Origin of the sequence: Thiorhodococcus fuscus (genome assembly GCF_042682685.1) — a bacterium.
GTDB classification, from domain to species: domain Bacteria; phylum Pseudomonadota; class Gammaproteobacteria; order Chromatiales; family Chromatiaceae; genus Imhoffiella; species Imhoffiella fuscus.
In genome coordinates, this window is sequence record NZ_JBHUHX010000015.1 from 158,918 (window position 1) to 182,091 (window position 23,174).

Annotated in this window: 19 protein-coding genes and 1 tRNA gene; 6 read left to right on the forward strand and 14 right to left on the reverse strand. The window is 62.7% G+C overall.

All coding sequences use genetic code 11. The features are described 5' to 3' along the window. Positions 1-80: 80 nt before the first annotated feature. Positions 81-157 (forward strand) — tRNA-Arg (locus tag ACFSJC_RS07245). A gap of 40 nt (positions 158-197) precedes the next feature. Here the strand turns inward: ACFSJC_RS07245 and ACFSJC_RS07250 are convergent. From ACFSJC_RS07250 to queA, 6 genes are all read right to left on the reverse strand, one after another. Then, positions 198-935: a type III pantothenate kinase gene (locus ACFSJC_RS07250; RefSeq protein WP_386025220.1), complete on the reverse strand. Its 738-nt coding sequence runs from the start codon at positions 933-935 to the stop codon at positions 198-200. A 2-nt stretch (positions 936-937) separates the two neighbouring features. Further along, the gene (gene birA, locus ACFSJC_RS07255) at positions 938-1,936 is read right to left on the reverse strand and encodes a bifunctional biotin--[acetyl-CoA-carboxylase] ligase/biotin operon repressor BirA (protein ID WP_386025222.1); all 999 of its coding nucleotides are present in this window, start codon (positions 1,934-1,936) and stop codon (positions 938-940) included. Then, positions 1,933-3,798, reverse strand: coding sequence for a M61 family metallopeptidase (locus ACFSJC_RS07260; RefSeq protein WP_386025224.1), 1,866 nt, complete (start codon positions 3,796-3,798; stop codon positions 1,933-1,935). Before ACFSJC_RS07260 ends, birA begins: the two co-directional genes overlap by 4 nt. Before the next feature lie 122 nt (positions 3,799-3,920). After that, a complete protein-coding gene (locus tag ACFSJC_RS07265; RefSeq protein WP_386025358.1) occupies positions 3,921-4,193 on the reverse strand; it encodes an RNA recognition motif domain-containing protein in 273 nt (90 codons plus the stop codon). Between the two features lie 497 nt (positions 4,194-4,690). After that, on the reverse strand, positions 4,691-5,083 hold the full coding sequence (locus ACFSJC_RS07270; RefSeq protein ID WP_386025226.1) for an H-NS histone family protein: 393 nt from the start codon (positions 5,081-5,083) through the stop codon (positions 4,691-4,693). Between the two features lie 339 nt (positions 5,084-5,422). Beyond that, positions 5,423-6,469 (reverse strand): tRNA preQ1(34) S-adenosylmethionine ribosyltransferase-isomerase QueA, encoded by a 1,047-nt coding sequence (gene queA / locus ACFSJC_RS07275; RefSeq protein ID WP_386025360.1) that lies wholly within the window; start codon positions 6,467-6,469, stop codon positions 5,423-5,425. 185 nt (positions 6,470-6,654) lie between these two features. On the opposite strand from queA, the gene ACFSJC_RS07280 reads away from it, so the two are divergent. After that, complete coding sequence (locus ACFSJC_RS07280; protein ID WP_386025228.1) at positions 6,655-7,863, forward strand: exo-beta-N-acetylmuramidase NamZ family protein; 1,209 nt, start codon at positions 6,655-6,657, stop codon at positions 7,861-7,863. 156 nt (positions 7,864-8,019) lie between these two features. On the opposite strand, the gene ACFSJC_RS07285 is transcribed toward ACFSJC_RS07280, so the two are convergent. From ACFSJC_RS07285 to ACFSJC_RS07295, 3 genes are all read right to left on the reverse strand, one after another. Next, positions 8,020-9,456 carry a sensor histidine kinase gene (locus ACFSJC_RS07285; RefSeq protein WP_386025230.1) on the reverse strand — a complete coding sequence of 479 codons (1,437 nt, stop codon included), beginning with the start codon at positions 9,454-9,456 and terminating at the stop codon, positions 8,020-8,022. Continuing rightward, on the reverse strand, positions 9,453-10,127 hold the full coding sequence (locus ACFSJC_RS07290) for a winged helix-turn-helix domain-containing protein (protein WP_386025232.1): 675 nt from the start codon (positions 10,125-10,127) through the stop codon (positions 9,453-9,455). The genes ACFSJC_RS07285 and ACFSJC_RS07290 overlap by 4 nt, the downstream gene beginning before the upstream one ends. Positions 10,128-10,263: 136 nt before the next feature. Beyond that, complete coding sequence (locus ACFSJC_RS07295; protein WP_386025234.1) at positions 10,264-11,799, reverse strand: DegQ family serine endoprotease; 1,536 nt, start codon at positions 11,797-11,799, stop codon at positions 10,264-10,266. Positions 11,800-12,035: 236 nt separating this feature from the next. Here ACFSJC_RS07295 and ACFSJC_RS07300 point away from each other — a divergent pair, with 236 nt between their 5' ends. Both ACFSJC_RS07300 and ACFSJC_RS07305 read left to right on the forward strand, forming a co-directional pair. Beyond that, a complete protein-coding gene (locus ACFSJC_RS07300) occupies positions 12,036-12,368 on the forward strand; it encodes a hypothetical protein (RefSeq protein ID WP_386025236.1) in 333 nt (110 codons plus the stop codon). Between the two features lie 573 nt (positions 12,369-12,941). Beyond that, a complete protein-coding gene (locus ACFSJC_RS07305) occupies positions 12,942-15,371 on the forward strand; it encodes a bifunctional diguanylate cyclase/phosphodiesterase (protein WP_386025238.1) in 2,430 nt (809 codons plus the stop codon). Here ACFSJC_RS07305 and glcF read toward each other — a convergent pair. The 5 genes from glcF to ACFSJC_RS07330 all read right to left on the reverse strand — a co-directional run bounded on the left by glcF (position 15,356) and on the right by ACFSJC_RS07330 (position 19,871). Continuing rightward, positions 15,356-16,597: a glycolate oxidase subunit GlcF gene (gene glcF / locus ACFSJC_RS07310; protein ID WP_386025239.1), complete on the reverse strand. Its 1,242-nt coding sequence runs from the start codon at positions 16,595-16,597 to the stop codon at positions 15,356-15,358. The two genes, ACFSJC_RS07305 and glcF, sit on opposite strands and share 16 nt — an antisense overlap. Positions 16,598-16,605: 8 nt before the next feature. Beyond that, the gene (gene glcE, locus ACFSJC_RS07315; protein WP_386025241.1) at positions 16,606-17,691 is read right to left on the reverse strand and encodes a glycolate oxidase subunit GlcE; all 1,086 of its coding nucleotides are present in this window, start codon (positions 17,689-17,691) and stop codon (positions 16,606-16,608) included. 230 nt (positions 17,692-17,921) lie between these two features. After that, positions 17,922-18,530, reverse strand: a complete 609-nt coding sequence (ruvA, locus tag ACFSJC_RS07320) for a Holliday junction branch migration protein RuvA (RefSeq protein ID WP_386025243.1) — start codon at positions 18,528-18,530, stop codon at positions 17,922-17,924. A 3-nt stretch (positions 18,531-18,533) separates the two neighbouring features. After that, positions 18,534-19,082, reverse strand: coding sequence for a crossover junction endodeoxyribonuclease RuvC (gene ruvC, locus ACFSJC_RS07325; protein ID WP_386025245.1), 549 nt, complete (start codon positions 19,080-19,082; stop codon positions 18,534-18,536). A 39-nt stretch (positions 19,083-19,121) separates the two neighbouring features. Then, the gene (locus tag ACFSJC_RS07330; RefSeq protein ID WP_386025247.1) at positions 19,122-19,871 is read right to left on the reverse strand and encodes a YebC/PmpR family DNA-binding transcriptional regulator; all 750 of its coding nucleotides are present in this window, start codon (positions 19,869-19,871) and stop codon (positions 19,122-19,124) included. A 344-nt stretch (positions 19,872-20,215) separates the two neighbouring features. On the opposite strand from ACFSJC_RS07330, the gene ACFSJC_RS07335 reads away from it, so the two are divergent. Continuing rightward, positions 20,216-22,192: an LOG family protein gene (locus ACFSJC_RS07335; RefSeq protein WP_386025249.1), complete on the forward strand. Its 1,977-nt coding sequence runs from the start codon at positions 20,216-20,218 to the stop codon at positions 22,190-22,192. A gap of 211 nt (positions 22,193-22,403) precedes the next feature. Continuing rightward, positions 22,404-23,171 carry a cell division protein ZapD gene (gene zapD, locus ACFSJC_RS07340; RefSeq protein WP_386025251.1) on the forward strand — a complete coding sequence of 256 codons (768 nt, stop codon included), beginning with the start codon at positions 22,404-22,406 and terminating at the stop codon, positions 23,169-23,171. The last annotated feature ends 3 nt before the right edge of the window (positions 23,172-23,174 follow it).

Here is a 23,174-nt window from a genome sequence, read left to right on the forward strand (position 1 = left end):
CGCCCCGGGAATGGCCCCAGATGGCGCGCTGCGTTACACTGCTTCCATTAAGGCCATCCCAGCCTTCCCGCCTTTCACCCGCCCTCGTAGCTCAGCTGGATAGAGCGATCGCCTCCTAAGCGGTAGGTCACAGGTTCGAATCCTGTCGGGGGCACCATTTCGACATCCCCACCCTATTCCAGCGAAAGACCGCACTCTCATTCGTCACCCTGGGCGATTCGCATCAGGCCACGCAACACCAGATCGGGAACCCGTTCGCAAGGTCTCGATAGCGCGTCCTGAATGCGATCCGCATCGCCTCCGGTCAGAAGCAAACGCGGATCGCTTCCCGCCTCGACCGCAAGACGCTCGAATAGCCGGTCCGTCAGGGCGGCGACGGCCTGCACGCTCCCCGCAGCCACGGCGGTTCCGGTATCCGCTGCCCAGGGCTCGCCACTCGGCTCGGATTGGATGCGCGGAATCTGGGTGCCCGCCAACAGACTGTTCCGCATCATCTCGACGCCAGGCAGAATCAATCCGCCCAGATGGCGCCCGTCGCCGAGCATGAGATCGAAGGTGACGGCGGTACCGGCATCGACGATGAGCGCGGGCCGAGCACCCGAGGCATGGGCCTCGACCAGAGCCAACCAGCGATCGACGCCGAGACGACTGGGATCGACATAGACGGTCCGCAGCCCCCGCCACGACGCCCGCGAGCACACGAACTCGGGTTCGATACCCCAGTAGGCGCGTGCGACCCGGCACAAGGATTCGCCGACCTCCCCTCCACCAACGTTGCTGACGAGCATCCGCGACGGAGGCTCCAGGACCTCCCAACAGGCCAGCAGATCGAGCGGGATCGCACCGCCGTGACGAACGAGTTCCGGCTGAGACAAGCCCTCTGCGGTTGCACGACTCCAGCGCAGGTTCGTATTTCCGATATCGAGCAGCAACATGATCAAGACTCCTGAGCCCGAAGGCTTACCTCGCCGGCCTGGAACGGCACTCGCCCTTCGGACGTCTCCAGAATCAGGGAGCCGTCGGCCGCAATACCCGCGTGCGTACCCTGAATGACGCGATCTCCGAGGATCAGGCGCACCGGTTCGCCATGAAGCGTATCGAAACGACGCCAAAGATCGATGAACGGCGACAGACCTTCGCGTCCATAGCGATCCAACGCGCTCACCAACGCCTCCAGCAAGCGACCGGCGAGCGCGTTGCGGCAACGACCGAGCTCCGGCATCGCTTCCTCGATCGAGGCCCATGGCTGCTCGATCGACGCCCCCTGGGTCGGCTGCATGCGCAGATTGATCCCGAGACCGATCACCAGATGACTCGGCCCCTGGGATTCGCCGGACACCTCAAGCAATAGCCCGGCGAGCTTGCGACGGCGCCAGAGCAGATCGTTCGGCCATTTCAAGGAGAGATCCTCGACCCCCTCCGAACGCAACAGATCGGCAATGACCGCGCCAACGGCGAGGCTCATACCACCCAAGGCGGCGGGCGCCAACGGAAAGCGCCAGAGCAGGGACAGATAGAGATTGACCCCGAAGGGCGAGACCCACACACGTCCCCGGCGCCCACGCCCAGCGGTTTGACGCTCGGCGAGACAGGCCACGCCCGATGGCATGCCAAGCGCGGCCTCGCGCATCAGGTAGGCGCTGGTCGAATCGATCTGATCCTGGATCTCAAGGCGCGTCAAGCCGGCCCGCGCACGCTCCGACATGGCCGCCAGGATCGCCTCGCGATCGAGCAACTCCAGGGGCACCGGCAGCCGGTAGCCGCGACCGCGCACCGACTCGATCTCCAAACCGAATTGATCGGCCGTCCTGCGCAACGCCTTCCACACGGCGGCGCGCGTAACCCCGAGATGCTCGGCGATCGCCTCTCCAGAATGAAATTGACCATCCGCCAACATGCGGATCAATGCGAGATGACGCTCCATCGCTTGACTCATGCCAGACTCGCGAGCCAGGCCCGCCTGGCATGCTCGACTGCCTTGGTAGGCCGGTCAAGCCACATGAGCTCGCAGGTATCGGAGTCGGCGGGTTGCGGGTCGGCTCGCAGCACAAGCAGCTCGTCGCGCCGGAACAGATGCAGCGTGACGCCCGAGTCTTGGGTCGCCGCGCGCCCCAGGAGTCGCCCCAGATTCTCGGCAGTCGCTCGCAAGCCGTCCACGGCAATCAGGGTGTCGCCAGGCGCCAAGCCCGCGCGCTCACCGGCCCCTCCGGTCAGGACGCTCTGAACGACCGCCTCGGAGACACCTGAACGCAAACGGATGGACAGACCATTGCTTGGCACAATCGGGTCGAAGGATTCGACCACGCCGCCCAAATCCTTGTCGCCACGCGAAGGGCGCAAACGCATCCGGATACCGACGGTTTCGAGCAGCGGAGCCAGGTCCAAGTCCTGGGTCGAATCGAGGGCGAGCGCGAAGAACTCGCTCAGATCCAAGCCGGACACCGATTGGGCGATCGCCTCGACTCCACGCTCGGGAACGCCGATCCCAGTTTCGCCATGCTCGCGCCAGAGGGCACGCATGACATCGTCGAGCGAAACGGCACCCTGGGTGCGCTCACGCAAGGTGAGATCGAGCGCCAAGGCGACGAGGGCACCCTTGGCGTAGTAGCTGACGATGGCGTTGGGGGCGTTCTCGTCCTGCTTGTAGAACTTGGTCCAGGCATCGAAGCTCGACTCGGCCAGGGTCTGCACCCCTCGCCCGGGGCCGCGCATGACCCGAGTGATGGTCGTCGCCAACATGCCGAGGTAGGTCTTGGGATCGATGCAGCCGCAGCGGACCAGGGCCAACTCATCGTAGTAAGAAGTGACGCCCTCGAACGCCCAGAGCAAACGGGTATGCACCTCGCGATCGAGCCCGCCTTCCATCAAAGCGGCGGGGCGGATGCGCTTGACCATCCAAAGATGGAAGTATTCGTGGCTACAGAGCCCGAGTAATCGGCCATAGCCATCGGAAACCCCTTCGTCCATCGAACCGGCAAGATCGTCCCGCGCACACATCAGGCTGGTCGAATAACGGTGCTCGAGACCACCATAACCATCGCCGACCACCGTCAACAGAAACAGATAGCGATCGATCGGCAGCACACCGAAGAGCGCCGCGTGCTGGGCACAGATACGCTCCAGATCCTGGATCAGACGAGACTCGCTCACCCAATGGCGCCCGGTGATCGCCACGCCATGACGAATTCCGCCGACATCGAAGGAGAGGGATCTGAATCGCCCCATCTCGACCGGGTGATCGATCAGGTCGTCATAGCCATCGGCCGCATAGAGACCGAATCCATTCGCGTCGGCATTCAGAAGACGCAGACTCGTCGCCACCCGCCAATCCCCAAACCGATCAGAAGGAGGCGGAAGCAGCTCGATTCGACAGGGAAGATGATCGAGACCTTCGGCGCGCAACAACAACGCCGAGCCGTTGAAATAGGCATGGGTCGCATCGAGATGGGCCCCGCGCACGGAGAGATCCCATGCGAAGACCTGATACGACAGGACAAGCGGTTTTCCGAAAGTCTCGCAGAGCCAGGTCTGTTTGTCCGTTTTGTGTATAGGAAGCGCCGCATCCTTTTCATCGACGGCATCCAATTTCAACAGATTTCGGGCGAAATCACGAACCATGTAGCTACCCGGAATCCAGGCGGGCATGGATAGACACAACGGACCAAGCGGCGGATTCTGTATCCGCATCTCGATGCGAAACAGATGGGCATGGGGATTTTCAGGTCGAACCCGGTAACTAACCGCGAAGGAACCGGTAACCTGTTCTGAAGAGGCGCTTTCGGAATGGATATCGAGCATGAGAAGGCATCGGATGATAACAACCAGCCGATAGACTACCAGGCTCGAACGAACAAGATCGATCGGACATACAACACCCGATCGACGCCCCCGGATCAGACCATCCAGGGGCGCTCAACAGTCTACCAGCGAGGTGCGCGGGCCGGACGCGGGCTGCGCGGCTTCGCCTCGTTGACCTTCATGTTGCGCCCCTTGAGGGGAGTTTCGTTCAGTCCCTTGATCGCGGCATCAGCCTCGGCATTGTTAGACATCTCCACGAAGCCGAACCCCTTGGAATTACCGGTGAATTTATCGGTAATCAAGCTCGCGCTGGAGATCTCGCCATAGGCCGAGAACGCCGCGCGCAGGTCTTCTTCGGTGACACTGTAGGCCAAGTTGCCGACATAGATGTTCATCATTCAAATTCCATGGATCGCGCATTGAAGAAAAGTGAGAACGGTCGAAAAATCAATGCACAACTGATTCGACGGTCTTTGCCTCCAACCACTGGAGACGAAGTGTGCTTAGGACTCACGCGCCCGATCCCGCCTCATGATGAAGCCGGGAAAAAGCGGTACCTGAACAACTTGAAACCAGTTGCGGAGACAATGCAGCCTTTGAGGGACTGGAGATCCAGAAAAGGGCGTTCAGAGAGAGAGCCTGTATCTAGAGGAAAGATCTGACGCGACACCCAGAGCCGTCGCGATCGAGTTGGGCGGGAGTTTAAGTGCTCGCCAAACCAAAATCTAGTAGGGAAAAATACGTGACTGAGCGGAGCAACGGCCGGACCTGCCAAGATCGGATCTTGCCGTCTGACGATCGAAACCCCGCTCCAATCCATACCGCATCCATCACGGACGCCTAGCGTAAACCGAATAGGCGACACGGATGCTCAGGCCAGGACAGCCTGTCCTTAGATCTCGCGCAAAGAGTTCGCCTTGAACGCCTCACGGTCTTCTTTCGAAGAAGGATCATATCCCTGGTCCTGCATCTTCTTTTTCATCCAGCCCGGCAGAACACCGCGAACATAGATGTTCTCGGCGTTATCTGGATCCACATAACGCTTATACTGGCGATCACCAGACAGCTTGCGACCAGCGCCACGCCGCCGCTTAGGGGCGACGAGCGGAATGATCTCGTCGTAATCGTATCCGTTACTCTCGATCAAATCCCTGACCTGCTGAACGATATCATCCTTACCTTCCTCTCGACGCGTTTCCAGAAGACGCTTCAACGCGGTCTTTTTGGATTCTGCCTCGTCCAGCTGACGCTGGATCTCTTCGACGCTAAGATTAGCGTACTCCACTTGCGATACCTCCAATAGGTGGGACATAGACGGTCATTCAAAAGCACGACACCAATCGCGCTTCTGAATAATGTATGCATTAACGATTAGATGTCAAGGACACATCGCTTTATTTCGTGACGCATGACGAGAAATCACGCAAAACACCAAGAAAAGAACAACACGAAAGGACGACGGAAGAGATAACGGAGAAGACGACATCAATAATCGCAATGAACCGAGAAGCCAATACGTAAACATATAGATCGCCATTGGCGCGCCAACACGGCCAGGATCACCCCTCGAAAACGCGATAAGGAGAAAGGGAACGCGGGGCTATTCGACCTCGAACCCGAACGCTTAACCGGAGAGATCGCCCTCAACTTCGGCGCGGGTCAGAAACATCGCATCTCCATAGCTGAAGAAACGATATCCCTCGGCAATGGCATGGCGATAGGCGTTCATGATGGCGGCATAACCAGAGAACGCCGCCACGAGCATCAACAAAGTGGATTCGGGCAAATGGAAATTGGTCACCATTGCGTCGACGACTCGGAAACGATACCCGGGCCGAATAAAGAGACGACTCTCGCCCCTGAAAGGCGCCAGCGAACCACCCGCAGCAGCAGTTTCGAGACTCCGAACGCAGGTGGTACCGACCGCGATGACCCGCCCACCCCGCGAGCGCGTCCGCTCGATCTGCGCGCAAACCTCCTCGGACACATCCAGCCATTCGGCGTGCATCTGATGCTGATCGAGATCATCGGTCCGCACCGGCTGAAAGGTTCCTGCGCCGACATGGAGCGTCACCTCGGCCCGCTCGATCCCCATGTCCGCCAGACGCGCCAGCATCGCCTCGTCAAAATGCAGGCCCGCCGTCGGCGCCGCGACAGCACCCTCGTGGCGCGCGAACAGGGTCTGATAGCGAGCATCGTCGGTCTTGTCGTCCGGGCGTTGGATATAGGGCGGCAGAGGAAGATGCCCGTAGGCGTCCATCAGCTCCGCATACCCCAGATCGCACGCACGCAATCGAAACAAGGCGCCCTCTCGCCCCAGCACCTGCAACCAGATACCCTCGGCCAGACGAATACGACTACCTTCGCGCGGTGACTTGCTGGCACGCACATGGGCCAACGCTTCGTCAGGGGCGGTCAGACGCTCGATGAGCACCTCGACACGACCGCCGCTCTCTTTGTGACCGAACAAACGCGCACGCATCACCCGGGTGTTGTTGAACACCAGCAGATCGTTAGGGCGCAGCATCTGGGGCAGATCCCTGAACAGGCGATCGCGGGGCAGCATCGAAGCGCCTTCCAGCATCATGAGGCGCGCGCCGGCACGCTCGACCGGTGGTCGCTGCGCGATCAACTCAGAAGGGAGGTCGTAATGGAAATCGGATCGCCGCATCATTCTTCGCTGGAGTCAGCCAGCCACTCTAGTAGAAGCACTCCGCCCACCCCTAATGGGATTTGGCGAACCGCTCGATTCAATTGGAAAGGTATCCAGCATCATCACGCATTGAGTTGAGGCACGATTCAGGGAGACAATCCCGACCCCACTTGATCGATAGGTCCCGACACAGGTTCTGGAACATGATGAAACTCGGCATCGACCGCCTGCTGGAAAATCCGGAACTGCGCAAACCGCTCTGGGGGCGCCGTATCGCCCTGCTCGGCCATCCGAGCTCGGTCACGTCCCAAGGCCATCACAGCCTAGACGCCCTCATGGCCCTGAACGAGCTCAACATCGTCGCCGCCTTCGGACCCCAGCATGGCATGAGGGGCGACAAGCAAGACAACATGGTCGAGACCCCCAGCACACTCGACCCTCGCTACGGGATCCCCATCTACAGCCTCTACGGCGAGGTACGCCGCCCCACCCAGGAGATGCTCGACAGCTTCGACGTGCTGCTGGTCGACCTGCAGGACATCGGAACGCGGATCTATACCTACGTGACCACCCTGGGCTACCTCATCGACGCCTGTAGCGCGAACGACAAGGGGCTCTGGATTCTGGACCGCCCCAATCCGGCCGGACGCCCGATCGAAGGCAGTCTGCTGGAGTCTGGCTGGGAGAGCTTCGTCGGCGCGGGACCACTTGCCATGCGCCACGGCCTCACCTTCGGCGAACTGGCCAAATGGTTCGTCTCCGATCGCCAGCAGCAGTTGGACCTCCATCTGGTCGCCATGGAAGGCTACGCCCCCTCCGAGGCGCCGGGATACGGCTGGCCGCTTGCCGAGCTGGCCTGGGTCAACCCCAGCCCCAACGCGTCGAGCCTCAACATGGCCCGCTGTTTCCCCGGCACCGTGCTCCTCGAAGGAACCACCCTCTCCGAGGGCAGAGGCACCACGACCCCACTCGAAGTGGTCGGCGCTCCGGACGTCGATTTCGAGCGGGTACTTCGGCGCATGCGCCACGAATGGCCGTCCTGGACCGAAGGCGCCTTGATCCGTCCTTGCTGGTTCGAGCCGACCTTCCACAAGCACATCGGACAACACTGCTCGGGGCTGCAGATCCACACCGACCACGCGGGCTATCGACACGAGAGATTCAAGCCATACCGGCTGGTGGCGCTTCTGCTCAAAAGCCTACGCCTCGAGTATCCCGACTACCCGATCTGGCGAAACTTCCATTATGAGTACGAGACGGAACGTCTCGCGATCGACCTGCTGTCTGGAGGCACCTACCTTCGCGAATGGGTCGACGACCCCGAAGGCCAACCTGGAGACCTCGAACGGCGCCTGAAGGCGGACGAGGAACGCTGGGAAGAGACCACAGCGCCATTGAAGATCTACGCCTGAGAGAGAATCCAATCTCGGTCGATTCGATTCCACAGCATCCATTTGGAAATCGACCAAGCAGGGTAAAATACCCTATTCGCGGCTAAAGCGCACGCCCCGCGTTCATTTTCCGTTCCGGCACTCTCATTATGAGTATCGGCGAGGCGGGGTCCACGCTCATCCAATCTTTAGCGGCGACCGCTCGAAGCGCAGCAGAACCCGTAGACCAGGCGCATTGTCTTCCAACTCGATGGTCGCGTGATGGATCTGGACGATGGCACGCACCAGACTCAGCCCCAACCCACTGCCTGGCGTCGAGCGGCTGTCGTCGATGCGAAAGAAGCGGCGAAAGACCTGTTCGCGCAACGCGCTTGGAATACCCGGCCCATTATCCGAGACCAGTACCCGTATATCGTCGACCGCCTCGACGACCTCAAGATTCACCTGACCTCCGGTCGGGGTGTACTTGATCGCATTGTCGACCAGATTGGCGAATGCCTGAAACATCAGATCGCGATCCCCGAAAACAGGCGCCGCCCCGGCTCGGGTCAGGATAAGAGACTGATCCCGCTCGGCCGCAACCGGCTCATAGAGCTCGACCACATCCTCGATCAGCGGCACCAGATCCAATGTCGCGAATGCGGAGCGGCGACTACCGGATTCGATACGCGCAATCCGCAGCAGCGCATTAAAGGTCGTCAGCATCTCCTCCGCGTCCGAAATGGTCTCTTCCGCCAATGCGCGAGCGGATCCGGCAACCGGCAATTCGGCGCTGAGCAATTCGAGCTTGTTGCGCAGCCGAGTCAGTGGGGTACGAAGGTCGTGCGCGATATTGTCCGAGACCTGACGTACCCCGGCCATGAGCGCCTCGATTCGCTCCAGCATTCGATTGAGCGAGGCCGCGAGCTGATCGAAGTCGTCGCCGCTCCCGCTCAACGGAATACGCCGCGAGAGATCGCCCTCCATGATCTCGCGACTGGTCTGATTGATGGATTCGAGCCGCCTGACCAGACTCGCGCTCATCAGCCAGCCGCCCAGCAGGGCCAATCCGGCCGTGATGGCCAATCCCCAACCGAGCGCCTCAAGGATCACCGACCGAATCGCCTCCAGGTCGCGCACATCGCGCCCCACCAGAAGCCTCAGCCCACTGCGCAATCGGAAGACCTGGGCGCGCGCCTCATGCTCCTCCGAATGATCGGGGCCGCGCTCGCGCAGATGGAAGCTGATCCAACCCTCGGTGTCCGGTAGCTCGACCGGCCAGCGATCCAGATTGCCGACGATGCGGTGCAGGTCGCCGTCGACGAGCAGATAGACGCTGGAGCCCACCGGATCGCGCGCCACGCGCTCGCTGATCACGGCCGTCAGCCCGGTTAGTCCGCGTTGTCGGTATTGCTCGGCGAGACCTCGGATCTCGGCCTGGATGGTGGCCTCGATCTGACGATCCATGTAGCCGGCGGTCGACCAGTAGATGAACGCCAAGAGAATGGCGACCGAAACGCCGAGCAGAAAGACATAGAGCAGCGCCAACCGAAAGGTGGAACTGCGCAGGATGCGGGGCGTGCGCGAGCGCAATTCGCCCCAGGCACCGATGACGGCGCGTGCGGGGGACGTCATTCGGCGCGAATCATATAGCCAGCGCCGCGAACGGTATGCAGCAGAGGTGGGCCGAAGCCCTTGTCGATTTTGCCGCGCAAGCGGCTGATGTGCACGTCGATGACGTTGGTCTGAGGATCGAAGTGATAATCCCAAACCTGCTCCAACAACATGGTCCGGGTCACGACGCGCCCCGCCTGCTGCATCAGGCATTCGAGTAGACGAAACTCGCGCGGCTGGAGCTGAATCGACTGACCGGCACGCTGAACCTCGCGTTTGAGCAGATCCATTTCCAGGTCGGCGACACAGAGACGCGTCGCCGGGGCCTCGGCCGTGCCCCGCCGCAGCAACACCTCGACCCGGGCCTGGAGCTCGGAGAAGGCGAAGGGCTTGATCAGATAATCGTCGCCACCGGCGCGCAATCCCTCGACCCGGTCATCGACCTCGCCGAGGGCGCTCAGGAACAGCACCGGCGTGCGATTGCCCGAGGCGCGCAGGGTGCGCACGATGCCGAGCCCGTCGAGACCCGGCAGCATACGATCGAGGATGAGGATGTCGTAGTCACCGCTGGCCGCCATCAGCAGCCCTTCACGACCATCGCCGGCCAGATCGACCACCGCGCCGGACTCCACCAGCGCCTTGCGCAGATAATCCGCCATCTGACGATCATCTTCGACCAATAGGATACGCATCGACCCTCGACCTCCAACCTCGACCCACGAGAAAATGTCGAAAAGGCCCGTCCACGGACCTTTTCGACTCGAAATCGGGACATCAGGATGCCCCGACTCCTGCATCACGGAAGCTGTCGCTGTGCGCGACACCCGTTCAGGCCGTCAGCGGGACGGCCACGAACAATGCCCGACCATCGCGTTCGACCCGCATGATCACCGCCTTCTGCTTCTCGGCGCTCGCCTTGCGCACCGCCGCCTGAACCTGCGCAGGCGAACTGACCGGATCCGCCCCCACCATCGAAATCAGGCTGCCAGGCTCGATGCCTGCCTCGGCCGCCGGACTACCGGGATCGACCCTGGCGACCAAGACCCCAGCGCTCCCGTCGTCCAGTCCGCGACGCATCCGGAGTTCGGGCGTCAAGGGCGCCAGATAGAGACCCAGATGCGGATTCTCGCCCGACTGGTCGTCGGACCGAGACGCAGAGGCGACACGGTCGTTGTCAGGCATGGCTCCGACCTTGACGTCGATGCGGCGCGGCTTGCCGTCACGCATGATATCCAGCTCCATCTGGCTGCCCGACTTGAGGTCGGCCACCAATCTCGGGAGATCCTTGTAATTCTCGATCCGCTGACCGTCGGCGCTCAGAATGACGTCGCCCGCCCGCAACTCGGTCGCGCTTGCCGGTCCGCCCGGCACCACATCCGCGACCAGCACACCGCGCGCCTCGTCCAAGCCCAGACCTGCGGCCAAATCCTCGGTCACCGGCTGAATCTGGATACCCAGCCAACCGCGCTCGACGTGACCATTCTCGCGCAAATCGGCGATCACATGACTGACCGTCTCAGCAGGAATGGCGAATCCGATCCCCACATTGCCGCCGGTCGGCGAATAGATGGCGGTATTGACCCCGATCACCCGACCGCTGGTGTCGAACAATGGACCACCCGAATTGCCGCGATTGATGGCGGCATCGATCTGCAGATAGTCGTCATAGGGTCCCGAATGGATGTCGCGCCCACGCGCCGAGATGATGCCGGCATTCACCGAGCCGCCCAAGCCGAACGGATTGCCGACAGCCAGCACCCAATCACCGACACGCGCCTTGGCCGAATCGCCGAGCTCAACATAGGCGAGCGGATGATCCGTATCGATCTTCAGGAGCGCCAGATCGGTCTTGTCGTCCCGCCCAACGACCTTGGCCGTATGCGATGACCCATCGTTGAGCACGACCGTCACCTCCGTGGAGCCATCGATGACATGGTTATTGGTCACGATATAGCCATTCGGGTCCACCAGGAATCCGGAGCCTTGACCCTGAATACGATGCGGCACCCCCTGGACGCGCTCGTCGAAATAACGTCGAAAGAACTCGGGGAGCGGCATGTTCTCGGGCATCCCCGGAAGACCGCGCAGCACCATCCCGCCCCCTGCCGCCACCTCGGAGGTCACCTTGACGTTCACCACGGCCGGAGACACACGCTCTGCGACATCGGCGAAGCTGGGCAGCGCCATCGGCTGTCCCGTCGCCGAGTGAAGCGACACCGCCGGAGCTTCGGCGCGAACCATCATGGTTCCGCCCGCAACCAGGGCCAAGGTCACGGCCGTGGCGATGGCCGTGCGCGCCACCCGGCGAGACGCAACCGTCTTGCCCCTCTGCCTTTCGGATTCCATCGATCGATTCGAAGTCATGCTCGCGCTCCTCGTGAGATCAGTTGAATGGGGCAGGATGTCCAATCGGACAACGCAACCCAAGACGTCCACATCAAGGAGCAGTATCCTGGCAACCGCATGTCGGCCGACTTAACGGATTCTTAACTTTCCGTTAGGGAGCGCGCATTCTGGGCATGGGCACCTGGCCCAAGCCGCTGACAAAGAGTAGATGCGAAAAAACGACCACCAGCGATCAACCGACAGAGGACCCAACCATGCGTGCACGCCCCCCCCGCGAGCACCCTGACCGTGCGATCGCGGGCATCATATTGGTCGCCGCCCTGGCCCTGAGCGGATGCCAATCGGACGCCTCACGCGATGAGGATCGAACCTGCAACCTAGTACCCGGAATGACCACAGAGCAACTGGCGAACTGCGGCTGTTTTCCCATCAAGGCGGGCGGAGGCTATTCGGTCGGACTGAGCCAGAAGGATCTCGAGCGGCCCGTCCAGCAGATCAACGTCGTCAACTATCTCTGTCCCTCCAAGACCGCCGGCTTCACCAAGGTGGTCGAAATCAATGGCATCGCCAAGGACGTCTTCCGCTGAACGCCGCGACCGCAGCCTCAGATGCCGGAACACATGCGCCGCAAGCCGAGACGCCCGGCCCTCTCTGAAAGGGATCTCGTCGCAGCGCCCGAGCCTTGGTCTTTTTGATACGACCGATTAGACTGCGCCCCATTCGAAATCGCGCGGCACGCTGCGAGCCTAGTGCTTTCGCTGGATCCAGCGTGGTCCGCACGAAACACCATCGAGAAAAGAGCTGGATCGGCTTGCCATTCGCACTGCGGATCGCCGCATCCTCAGCTCCGGGGCCGGCGCTCACGAAGCGCCTCACGTCGCGAACGCGCCCCTCAATGATCAAGAGACGCTATCCGAGTATGCGCTTAACGCACTACCCGGATGGAACCCAAATCCTCACCGATACAGGACGCGTCCCTTTCCGGCCCACCCTGCGAGTGCGTTCAGCCAACGCACGGCAGCGATATCCGCTGCCATCGGATTTCCATTCAAGGACCTGGAAGACTGAGCGGCGTTAGGACCGACCGCCCAACCGACCTGATATTGCGTATGGAATATCGGCGACATCAGGTAATCAGGCGCGCTTCTGGGCGCAACAGCATGAGAGATATCGAGCAAACCTCGCCCAACCTTTTTCTCAGTCTGCGCTGGAAAGCGCTCATCGCCCTGAGTTTCATCCTGGTCGTGGTCAATGCCTCGCTCGCCTTCCTGGCCAATGCCCAGTCGATTCGACAGTTCGAGTTCCAGCAAACCCAGGTGCGCGCCCAGCAAGCCCGGCAACTGCGCGCCATGCTCAATGAGCGCACCCAGGAGATGTCCAAGCTCGCCAGCTTGGTTTCATTATTGGGTCCCGCGAACGCGCCCAACCTCACAGACAGGCTCGCCAAGGCACTCGACGCAAATGGAGCGATGCTCGATTTGGAATGGGACATCCGTTCGGTCCATTGGGTCGAGACCGACGGCCAGACGCGGCTCTCCTGGCCGCCACGCGGCACGGCCGAACTGCCGCACGCACTGCTGAGCCGAATCGAGCACTCGCCCGAGAGCACCTTCTCGCTGCTCTCCTGCGAATTCGGCTGTGCTCAGTATCTGGTGGCGCCAGAACTCTGGGAGGGACGCTTCGCCGGCTCGCTGGTGCTGGAGCGCTCGCTTTCCGACGCATTGCTGGCATTCAACGCCTTGACCGGCGCCGAGATCGCCATCGACCTGAACCAGAACGACCGACCAGCCGATCCGGCATCGCCAGAACAGGAATCGGAGCCGGTGCCGTCGCATCAGATTCGTTTCCCCGTCATCACCTATCCTGAACGCTCATTGCCCATCTTGCGAACCGCCTGGCCATCCCTGAGCAAGATGACGCTCACCCCGGTCCTGATCGAGATGGATCGGGAGTGGTTCGAGATCTACCGCATCAAAGGACTGTCCGAGGGCGTCAGCGCCTATATCATCAACGACGTCACGGCTCAACAGGAGAGCATCCAAAACGCCTGGCACGACAGCCTGCTGATCGCGATCTTCGGACTGCTGCTGTCCGAGTCGCTGCTTCTGGTGATCATGCAGCCCCCGCTCTACCGACTGCGCGACCTGGCATCCGCCCTGCCGCTGCTCGCCGAACGGCGTTACGCCGACCTGCGCGCGGCCCTTGCGCCCTTCATCCACCTGAACCTGCCACGCGACGAGATCGACCTCATGATCGAAACGGTCGAACATCTGACCGACCGTATGGAGTTGCTGCAACAGGATCGGGAACAGGCCGAAGAGCAACTCGTCTGGCTCGCCGACCACGACCCGCTCACACGCCAGATGAACCGACGCCGATTCAAGGAGGATTTCGGGCGCGTCGTCGACCAAGCCATGCGCTTTGGTCACAGCGGCGCACTGCTATACCTCGACCTCGACGAGTTCAAGGACGTCAACGATCTCAGTGGACATCAGGTGGGGGACACCCTGCTCAAACGTGTCGCCGAGCAACTGAGCGGCATCGTCCAATCGAGCGACCTGCTGGCGCGTCTCGGCGGCGACGAGTTCGCCTTGGTACTGCCCGAGGCCAGCCCCGACGAGGCGCTCGCCTGCGCCGAAACGGCACAGAAGGCCATTCGTGGCATCACCCTGCGAGAGCAGGGCCGCCAGCACCGCATCTCGGCCAGCATCGGCATCGTGATCTTTCCGGACCACGGACGGGACATCCCAGCGCTCATGGCAAACGCCGATCTGGCCATGTACCAGGCCAAGGATCGCGGACGCGGACGCTGGCACCTCTTCTCTCCGCTGGACCCAGGCCGCGAACAACTCAACGACCGTATCCTCTGGAAGGAGGAAATCGCCGAGGCCCTCCACCAAGACCGATTCGAACTCCATTTCCAGCCGATCATCGATCTGGCCACAGGCGCACCCTGCCATATGGAGGCCTTGCTGCGCATGCGCGACCGGGAGGGCGGCATGGTGTTCCCGGATCGCTTCATTCCCATCGCCGAGAAGACCGGGCAGATCCAAATCATCGATCATTGGGTTCTGAGCCAGGTGATCGAGGTTCTGGCCAGTCATCCAGGGCTTCGGATCGCGGTCAATCTCTCTGGGAACGCCATGGTCGATCCGACGATCCTCCGGGAGCTGAAGCGACTCATCCAACTGCACTCACTCACCCCGGAACGCCTCTCGTTCGAGATCACCGAGTCGGTCGCGATCGACAGTCTCACCAGCGCCACACGGCTCATGAAGAGCATCCAGGAGCTCGGCTGCCGCTTCGCCCTGGATGATTTTGGCAGCGGTTATGCTTCCTACGCCTATCTGCGCCAGCTCCCGGTCGACGACATCAAGATCGACGGGGCCTTCATCCGCGACCTGCCCAACAACCAAGAGGATCGCATCTTCGTCAAGGCCATCACCGACATGGCGCACGGCATGGGCAAGCGCGTCATCGCCGAATTCGTGGAAAGCGCGGAGATCCTCGATGTACTGGAAGACATCGGCGTGGACTGCGCCCAGGGCTATTTCTTCGCCCGTCCGGCGCCGCTTCAGGATCTGGAATGACCGGGATCCACGCGGTCCGGATCCAACAGCTCCAGCCAATGCACCACCGGGATCTCGGTCCCGGCATCGAGGTGCAGCTGACAGCCGATATTGGCTGTAGCGATCACCTCCGGCGCTCCGCTGACCAGCGCTGCAAGCTTGTCGTCGCGCAACCTCAGCGACAGCCCGGGCTGGGTGATCGAATAGGTTCCGGCCGAGCCGCAGCAGAGATGGGCATCTGGAATCTGGGTCGGAACGAATCCACAGCGCACCAGAATCGATTCGACGACCGAGCGAATACGCTGACCATGCTGCAGACTACAGGGGGCATGGAAGGCCACCCGGCGACCGCCGCCGGACACGCCGAGCGGCGACAGATCCTCGATCCCGGCCAACAGCTCGACCGGATCGCGGGCCAACGCGGACACTCGGGCCGCCTTGAGCGCATAGCTCGGGTCGTTGGCCAAAAGCTCACCATAGTCCTTCACCATGGCGCCACAGGCGCTGGCATTCACCAGGATCGCCTCGCACCCGGACGCAATCTCGGGCCACCAGGCATCGATATTGCGCTTCATGGCGCGCATCGCGTCCTCGCGGGCGTCCAAGTGATGGGCCACAGCCCCGCAGCACCCGGCCCCGGTCGGCTCGACGAGATCCATCCCGAACCGATCCAGGATGCGCGCAGCTGCAGCATTGGTCGCTGGGGTCGCGGCCGCCTGCACGCAGCCACCGAGGACCAGAACCCGTCGTCGACCGCGTGGACGCGGCCAATGACCGACCGGCCGCGACCGTGGAACCTTGGCCCTCAAGGCGGACGGCAGCAGCGGAGACAGCAGCCGAGCGAGCCCGATCAGGGCGCGAGCACGACCGGCATGCGACAGGGCGAAGACCAGCACACGCCTCAGCCAGCGCTCGAACAGGGGGCGACGCACCCGCTCCTCAACGAGATGTCGCCCGATATCCAGCAGGCGCGCATAGCGCACGCCCGAGGGACAGGTGGTCTCGCAGGAGCGGCAGGTCAGGCAGCGGTCCAGATGGAGCTGGGTCACCCGCGTCGGGAGCTCGCCCTCCAGGACCGATTTGATCTGATAGATGCGACCGCGCGGTCCGTCCAGTTCGTCGCCGAGAAGCTGATAGGTCGGACAGGTTGCCGTGCAGAAACCGCAATGGACGCAGTTGCGCAGAATGGCGTCGGCCTCGCGACCATCGGCCGTGTCGAGGAACTCGGGCAGGATCTCGGTTTGCATGGACCGCCCTAAAACTCGGCGTAGAGCCGGCCTGGATTGAGGATGCCCTCTGGATCGAATGCCTGCTTGACGCGCCGATGGAGTCGCATGGCAGTCTCCGACAACGGATGGAAGACCTCTCCTGAACGATCCCCGCCACGAAACAGGGTCGCGTGACCGCCGACGGCGGCGACCTGACGACGGATCTCCTCGGCCGACCGATCGCTACGCAGCCAACGCAGACATCCGCTCCATTCGATCAGCTGATCTCCAGAGAGCGGCAGCGCCGCCACGGCCGAGGGTAGAGACAATCGCCACAGCGACCCATCGCCGGCGAAGAACGGGTGGGCCTGATCGCGAATCTGATCGCGCCAGAGGATCTCGGCGGTCGACTCGTCCAAGGGATCGCCACCGATCGACTCGGCCGCCGAACTCACGCCCAGCCGCGCACCCGAGAGGCGTACCCACAGCCGCCCCCCGTACCAAGCAGTTGCGCTGATGGGCAATGGCCTGGCGGCCCAGGCTGTCATGCGTTCCAACGCCTCGTCGACACCGACCTCCAGCATCCGGGTGTGGCTGACGACGGGACGCGGCATCACCTTGACGCTGATGTCGAGCAGAATCCCCAGCGTTCCCATGGCACCGGCCATCAGCCGCGAGACGTCGTAACCGGCGACGTTCTTCATGACCTCGCCGCCGAACCTCAGCACCTCGCCGCGCCCGGTCAGAACCCGCACGCCCAGCACCAGATCGCGCGGCGCGCCGGCCTGAGGCCGAGCCGGACCGCCGAGCCCACAGGCGATCGCTCCACCCAGGGTCGCGCCCGCCGCACTCGGCCCGACACAGAAACGGGGCGGCTCGAACGGCAGGTGCTGGCCGTGCTCGGCCAGGGCCTGTTCGATCTCATCAAGCCTGGTCCCGGCGCGCGCGGTCAGCACCAACTCCTTCGGCTCATGATTGAGGATCCCCGCGTGAGCGGACAGATCGAGCGGCTCGCCACGGGGAGCCCGACCGTAGAAGGACTTGGTACCACCGCCGACGATGGACAGCGGGGTGCCATCGGCAATCGCGGCCCCTAGGCGCTCTCGAAGTTCGGTTGTCGAATCCCTACTCACCGCCTCCCCCACTCGTAGAAGATGACGCACGGCGAGACCCGTTCAGCACGATGAGCAGCAGATCTCATCATGACTCGGGTCTGGCCTCGATAGATCGCACTCAGTCGCCGCCAACGGCATGCGGTCGTCACGGCAAGGTGGAGGCTTCGATCCATTCGAACAAGCCACCGATCCGGCGTTCGACCTCGAAGCCGACGCGAGACGCTACCGGGATGGCCGGTATCCCTTCTTCAGGGCGCGCTGACGGAGCGCAATGCGGCGCGGATGATTTCCTCGGAGGTCTTGGCGCCATCGTCGGCGGCACGAGCCATCCGCGTGGCATCGGGCGGACGATAGCCGAGCGCGACCAGCGCACTGACCGCATCGCCGAGCGCCTGGTCCTGTTGGCTGACGGGCGCCGAGGAGGGAGTGAGAGCAACGCCCAGATCGGCCGACAGTCCGCCGAGCCGATCGCGCATCTCGATGATGAGTCGTTCGGCGGTCTTCTTTCCGATGCCGGGAATGCGGGTCAGCGCGGTCGTGTCTTCCTGTTCGACGCACTGGGAAAAGCGGGTCGCGTCCATGCCGGAGAGGATGGCCAATGCCATCTTTGCCCCCACACCGGTCACCTTGAGCAGTGAACGAAAGAGGGCGCGCTCCTGCTCGCGCAGGAAGCCGTAGAGGATATGGGCGTCTTCGCGCACGACCAGATGGGTGACCAGCGTCACCGTTTCGCCAACGGCTGGCAGGTCGAAGAAGGTGGACATGGGCGCCTCGACCTCGTACCCGACCCCGCCGACGTCCAGCAGCAGCAGCGGCGGCTGCTTGAGAATGAGCTGACCACGCAGACGACCGATCATGACTCAGGGTCTCCAATCGCGCCAGGAGGCCGCCGCACGCTTGCGCGCAGGGATCCCCATCGAGTGGGCATGACAGAGGGCGATGGCGAGCGCGTCCGCCTCGTCTTCGGCCGGAAGATAGGACAATGCGAGCAGCACGCGAACCATCTGCTGTACCTGGGATTTCTCGGCCGCGCCAGTGCCCACCACCGCAAGCTTGACCGATTTGGGGCTGTATTCGTGAACGCTCACGCCGCCCTTGAGTCCGGCGCAGAGCACCGCGCCCCTAGCCTGGCCGATCTTGAGCGCAGCGGTGGGATCGCGGGCGAAGATGAGCTGCTCGACCGCCATCTCGTGCGGTTGGTGCTCGGCGACGATCTCCGCCACCTGATCGAAGATGAGTCCGAGCCGGTCGGGCCAGGCATGCTCGCCCACCCGAATGCAGCCGCTGGCGACGCGCACGCTGCGGTGGCCGTCGGTGTCGATGACACCGAAGCCGGTCGTCCGCGATCCCGGATCGATCCCCAGGATGCGGTGACGCAGCGCGGCGGTCCCGGCCGGTCGATTCAGCATCGGTAAGATCGGCTGGGCAGGCGCTCGACTCGCCCCGGATCAGACATCCAGTGCGGCCATGATCTCGTCCGAGATATCGGCGTTGTGGTAGACCTCCTGCACGTCGTCCAGATCCTCCAGCATCTCGACCAGCTTCAGCAGCTTCTCGGCCGTCTCCTGATCGAGCTCGGCCTGGGTCGAGGCGTTGTAGGTGATCTCGGCGACCTCGGTATCGAATCCGGCCTGGGTCAGGGCATCCTTCACTGCGGAGAACTCCTCGGGCGTGGTGACGACATCGAGCGATCCGTCGTCGTTGACGACCACGTCCTCGGCACCCGCTTCGAGCGCGGCCTCCATCACGGAATCCTCGTCGGTTCCCGGCTGGAAGCTGATGATGCCCTGCTTGGTGAAGAGATAGCTGACCGATCCGTCCGTCCCCAGATTACCGCCGCGTTTGGTGAAGGCGTGTCGAACCTCGGAGGCGGTGCGATTGCGGTTGTCGCTCATGCAGTCGACCATGACCGCAACGCCGCCCGGACCATAGCCCTCGTAGCGGATCTCCTCGTAGTTGTCGCCCTCCATGCCGCCGGCACCACGCTTGATGGCGCGCTCGACCGTGTCGCGCGGCATGTTGGCGCCGAACGCCTTGTCCATGGCGAGCCGGAGTCTTGGGTTGGCTGCTGGATCTCCGCCAGCCTCACGGGCCGCGACCGTGACCTCGCGGATCAACTTGGTCCAGACCTTACCGCGCTGCTTATCCTGCGCGGCCTTGCGATGCTTGATATTGGCCCATTTACTGTGACCGGCCATGGGAAAGCTCTCCTCGTATGTGATGCTGTCTGGCGCCTCGCGCCGCAAGAGGTTGGCACGCAGCTGGGGGAAACTCCGCGATCCGCCCGCCGAGCCCCACGGGGACGCGAACGCAGCCGATCGAAAGCCGAGCCAGGCCGGAGACCATGAACCTGCACTGCCAGGTGGTTAGCCGCGCATTCTAGCATCGGCACGAAGCGCGAGGCGAAACCGGCTCGACGCCTCGATCGCGATGCCGCCACACCCCGCGCGGAACCCGAATCCGGTCCACGAACCTTGTGGTAACCTCGGCATCCTGAGGCCATGAGCCGGCCTGCCGCCGACAGGATCCCGAGAACGCCATCATGTACGCCACCCCTGAAACCGGAGACGGCTGGATCACGCGGATCGAGAGCCGTGACGACAGCGGTTTCACCGTCTCCGCCCGCTTCACGCTATCGCAGGGTTTTCGACGCCTGGTTGGAGGGCGCGAGTCGGACCTTGTCTTCGCCGCCCGTAGCCGACTCGCCCGCCTCGGCATCAACATCCTGCCGCTAGGCGCGCCGGATCTGAACGGCCAGTCTTGCGATATGCGCCTGCGGATCGTCGCAGCCATCGCCTCCTACGGCATCGGCGCGCACCTGGAGTGCATCCTCGTACCGGGACTGCGGATTGGCCGGCTGGTCTTCTGTCCGACCGACACCCGTCTCGGCTCATCGGACATCCATCGTCTGATCCGCGACAACCGCCTCCAGGTCCCGGAGGGCTTCTCGCTCGACGGCAACGGCTATCTGATCCTGCGTCCGCAGCGCCAAATCTTCCGCTTTCAGAAACCGCTGACCACCGAAGAGGTCACCGCCATCGCGACCCATGCCGATGGCAAGGACCTGCTCAACCGATTGCAGGTCCGCGAGGAGGTCGACCACATCGAGCTACCGCCGCGAGACGGGTTGGTCACCGCCTGCTCCATGTTCCTGCACAGCCACTATGTGGTGCTGCGCAACCTGGACGAGTCGCTGGGCTTCCATCTCCAGGCAACCGTCCTGGATCCGGTCACGACACGGGGCACCAACGTCTATCTGGAATTCATCAATCGCACCGAGCAGCTCATCATCAACCCGAGCATCGCCGCCTCGGTGCACGAGGCGATTCGCGTGGATCCACGTCCGCGCTATTGGCATGGCCACGAGATCGTCGAACCCTCGCCGCAAGAGGCCGGCGGCCCAGACGCCTGCCGGGCGCTCACCGAGGTCTTCGATCGACTGGAGGCGGCCCCGGTCCGCGATCGCTACTCGCACCGGATGATCGCGGTCTCCCAAAATCCGCACGCACTGCTGGCGGGCGCCGCACCCGACAGGATCTGGACCCAGCCGCTGAGCCCGCATGACCCCAGGGTCGGCACCGACCTCTCGGCGGGCCTGGTCGCCGAGGGCCTGCAATTGGACATTCCAGTCGAATGCGGCACACAGATCCTGGACAACCTCCCGGACGGCGCGCGCGCAACGCTCTTGCTGGGCTATTTTCCCAACCTGATCGAGCACACCCAGATTTGCGCCGCCGCGCTGCGTCAGCGGGTCGGTCGGATCGTCTTCCGCCGCGCCTCTTTCGAGCACGGCCCCTTTCTGTCGTCGCGCGACCACGGCCGGCTCGCCGATTACGAGGGATTGGGTTTGGAAGTCTTCTGGTGCAACGAGACACGCGGACAGGTGGTACGCCATGTCTTCCGTGGCATGCGCGGCTATTTCACCACCCCGGACAAGGTGGACCGTTTCGGCGCCAGTCTCATCTTCGCCATCTATGGTTCCACCAAGCCGCTCAGCGAACGCTCGGCGCACCAAACCGAGCGCCTGCTGAAAAATCTGTGCGGGCTCTTCGGCAGCGACATCGGTATCCTGACGGGCGGCGGTCCTGGCGCCATGCAACAGGTGACGGACATCGCCCAAGGCATGGGGCTCATGGCCGGATCCAGTTTCATCGAGACCATCGACCAGGAGCTCAACCAAACCGCCGAGTTCTATCAGACCTTCCAGGCACGCAGCCGGCAGGCCCGTCAGCGCTGGTTCGAGATCGCCAGCTTCCATCTGTTCCTGATCGGCGGCGTCGGCACCCTGGAAGAAGTCGGGCTCACCCTGACCGACATGAAGCTCGGGGTGATCGAACGCAGCCCGATCGTCTTCTTCGACGGCTCGGGAAACGGATTCTATTGGGAAGGGCTGCGCGAGCAGCTCGCCGAGATGGCCAGACAAGGCCGGGTACCGGCATGGCTGATCGATCAGGTCCTCATGACCACGGACCCCGACGCCGTTCCGAATTTCTACAAGCAGAAGTTGCGCCTGGGATGAAAACAACCGGACTCAAGCGGTCAATCCATATTGGGAGCGAACCGAAAAGGGACAGAGCAAAAACACGCGCACGGGTGACATCCCAGATCGAAACCGGGACAATTCACCAAGACATCCAGCCTACGCGCTCCAGATTCCATCATTTAATCACTTGATCGCCGTGCGGGATGCGTCCATGGGATGCTCATCTCGGCCGATTCGAGAGAAAGCCGTGTCCACACTGATCACTTACGAACATCCGCTCAACGAACGTATCCGCACCTTCCTGCGGCTCGAACACCAGTTCGGGCAGCTCGATCATTTCATTCACCAGGAAGACCCCAAAGCGACCCGCGCCGCCATCGCCGCATTGCTGGAGATCGTCTCCATCACGGCGCGCGCGGACGTCAAGAACGATATCCTCAAGGAGCTCGACCGCCATTCGGGCACGCTCAACCGGATGAACAATCAACGCGGCATCGACCCGCAGGCGCTCGAACAGGTATTGGCCGACATGCGCCGGGCAATTGAAGCCATCCAGAGCATTCCAGGCCCCATCGGACATACCGCGCGCGAAGACGAGTTCCTCAAGGGAATCGCGCAGCGCAGCAGCATCCCGGGCGCCACCTGTAGCTTCGACCTGCCGCATTTCCATCACTGGCTCACCCAGCCGAGCACGGTTCACCAGGAACGCTTCGACAGCTGGCTCCACGACCTGCGCCCAGCGATGGATGGTGTCCGATTGATTCTGATGCTGATCCGTTCGAGCGGTACTTCTCGCCGCATTCTGGCCGAGGGCGGATTCTTCCAGGAGGCGCTCGACGCGCAGCTCCCCGCCCAAATCCTGCGCGTGGGGATCGATGCCGAGACGGGGATCTTCCCCGAGATCAGCGGACACAAGAATCGCTTCAGCATCCGCTTCATGAACGCCGAGCCACGCGGACGCGCCTCTCAGCACAACGAGGACGTGAATTTTCGCCTGACCTACTGTGCCTTCTGACCG

What these genes read in the sequence shown, in the direction of transcription:
- queA (WP_386025360.1), bottom strand. Translation starts at nt 6,469, where the DNA reads ATGCGGCGATCCGATTTCCATTACGACCTCCCTTCTGAGTTGATCGCG.
- ACFSJC_RS07335 (WP_386025249.1), top strand. Translation starts at nt 20,216, where the DNA reads ATGTACGCCACCCCTGAAACCGGAGACGGCTGGATCACGCGGATCGAG.
- ACFSJC_RS07260 (WP_386025224.1), bottom strand. Translation starts at nt 3,798, where the DNA reads ATGCTCGATATCCATTCCGAAAGCGCCTCTTCAGAACAGGTTACCGGT.
- ACFSJC_RS07330 (WP_386025247.1), bottom strand. Translation starts at nt 19,871, where the DNA reads ATGGCCGGTCACAGTAAATGGGCCAATATCAAGCATCGCAAGGCCGCG.
- birA (WP_386025222.1), bottom strand. Translation starts at nt 1,936, where the DNA reads ATGAGTCAAGCGATGGAGCGTCATCTCGCATTGATCCGCATGTTGGCG.
- ACFSJC_RS07265 (WP_386025358.1), bottom strand. Translation starts at nt 4,193, where the DNA reads ATGAACATCTATGTCGGCAACTTGGCCTACAGTGTCACCGAAGAAGAC.
- ruvC (WP_386025245.1), bottom strand. Translation starts at nt 19,082, where the DNA reads ATGCTGAATCGACCGGCCGGGACCGCCGCGCTGCGTCACCGCATCCTG.
- ACFSJC_RS07250 (WP_386025220.1), bottom strand. Translation starts at nt 935, where the DNA reads ATGTTGCTGCTCGATATCGGAAATACGAACCTGCGCTGGAGTCGTGCA.
- ACFSJC_RS07290 (WP_386025232.1), bottom strand. Translation starts at nt 10,127, where the DNA reads ATGCGTATCCTATTGGTCGAAGATGATCGTCAGATGGCGGATTATCTG.
- ruvA (WP_386025243.1), bottom strand. Translation starts at nt 18,530, where the DNA reads ATGATCGGTCGTCTGCGTGGTCAGCTCATTCTCAAGCAGCCGCCGCTG.
- ACFSJC_RS07285 (WP_386025230.1), bottom strand. Translation starts at nt 9,456, where the DNA reads ATGACGTCCCCCGCACGCGCCGTCATCGGTGCCTGGGGCGAATTGCGC.
- glcF (WP_386025239.1), bottom strand. Translation starts at nt 16,597, where the DNA reads ATGCAAACCGAGATCCTGCCCGAGTTCCTCGACACGGCCGATGGTCGC.
- ACFSJC_RS07300 (WP_386025236.1), top strand. Translation starts at nt 12,036, where the DNA reads ATGCGTGCACGCCCCCCCCGCGAGCACCCTGACCGTGCGATCGCGGGC.
- ACFSJC_RS07295 (WP_386025234.1), bottom strand. Translation starts at nt 11,799, where the DNA reads ATGACTTCGAATCGATCGATGGAATCCGAAAGGCAGAGGGGCAAGACG.
- ACFSJC_RS07280 (WP_386025228.1), top strand. Translation starts at nt 6,655, where the DNA reads ATGATGAAACTCGGCATCGACCGCCTGCTGGAAAATCCGGAACTGCGC.
- ACFSJC_RS07305 (WP_386025238.1), top strand. Translation starts at nt 12,942, where the DNA reads ATGAGAGATATCGAGCAAACCTCGCCCAACCTTTTTCTCAGTCTGCGC.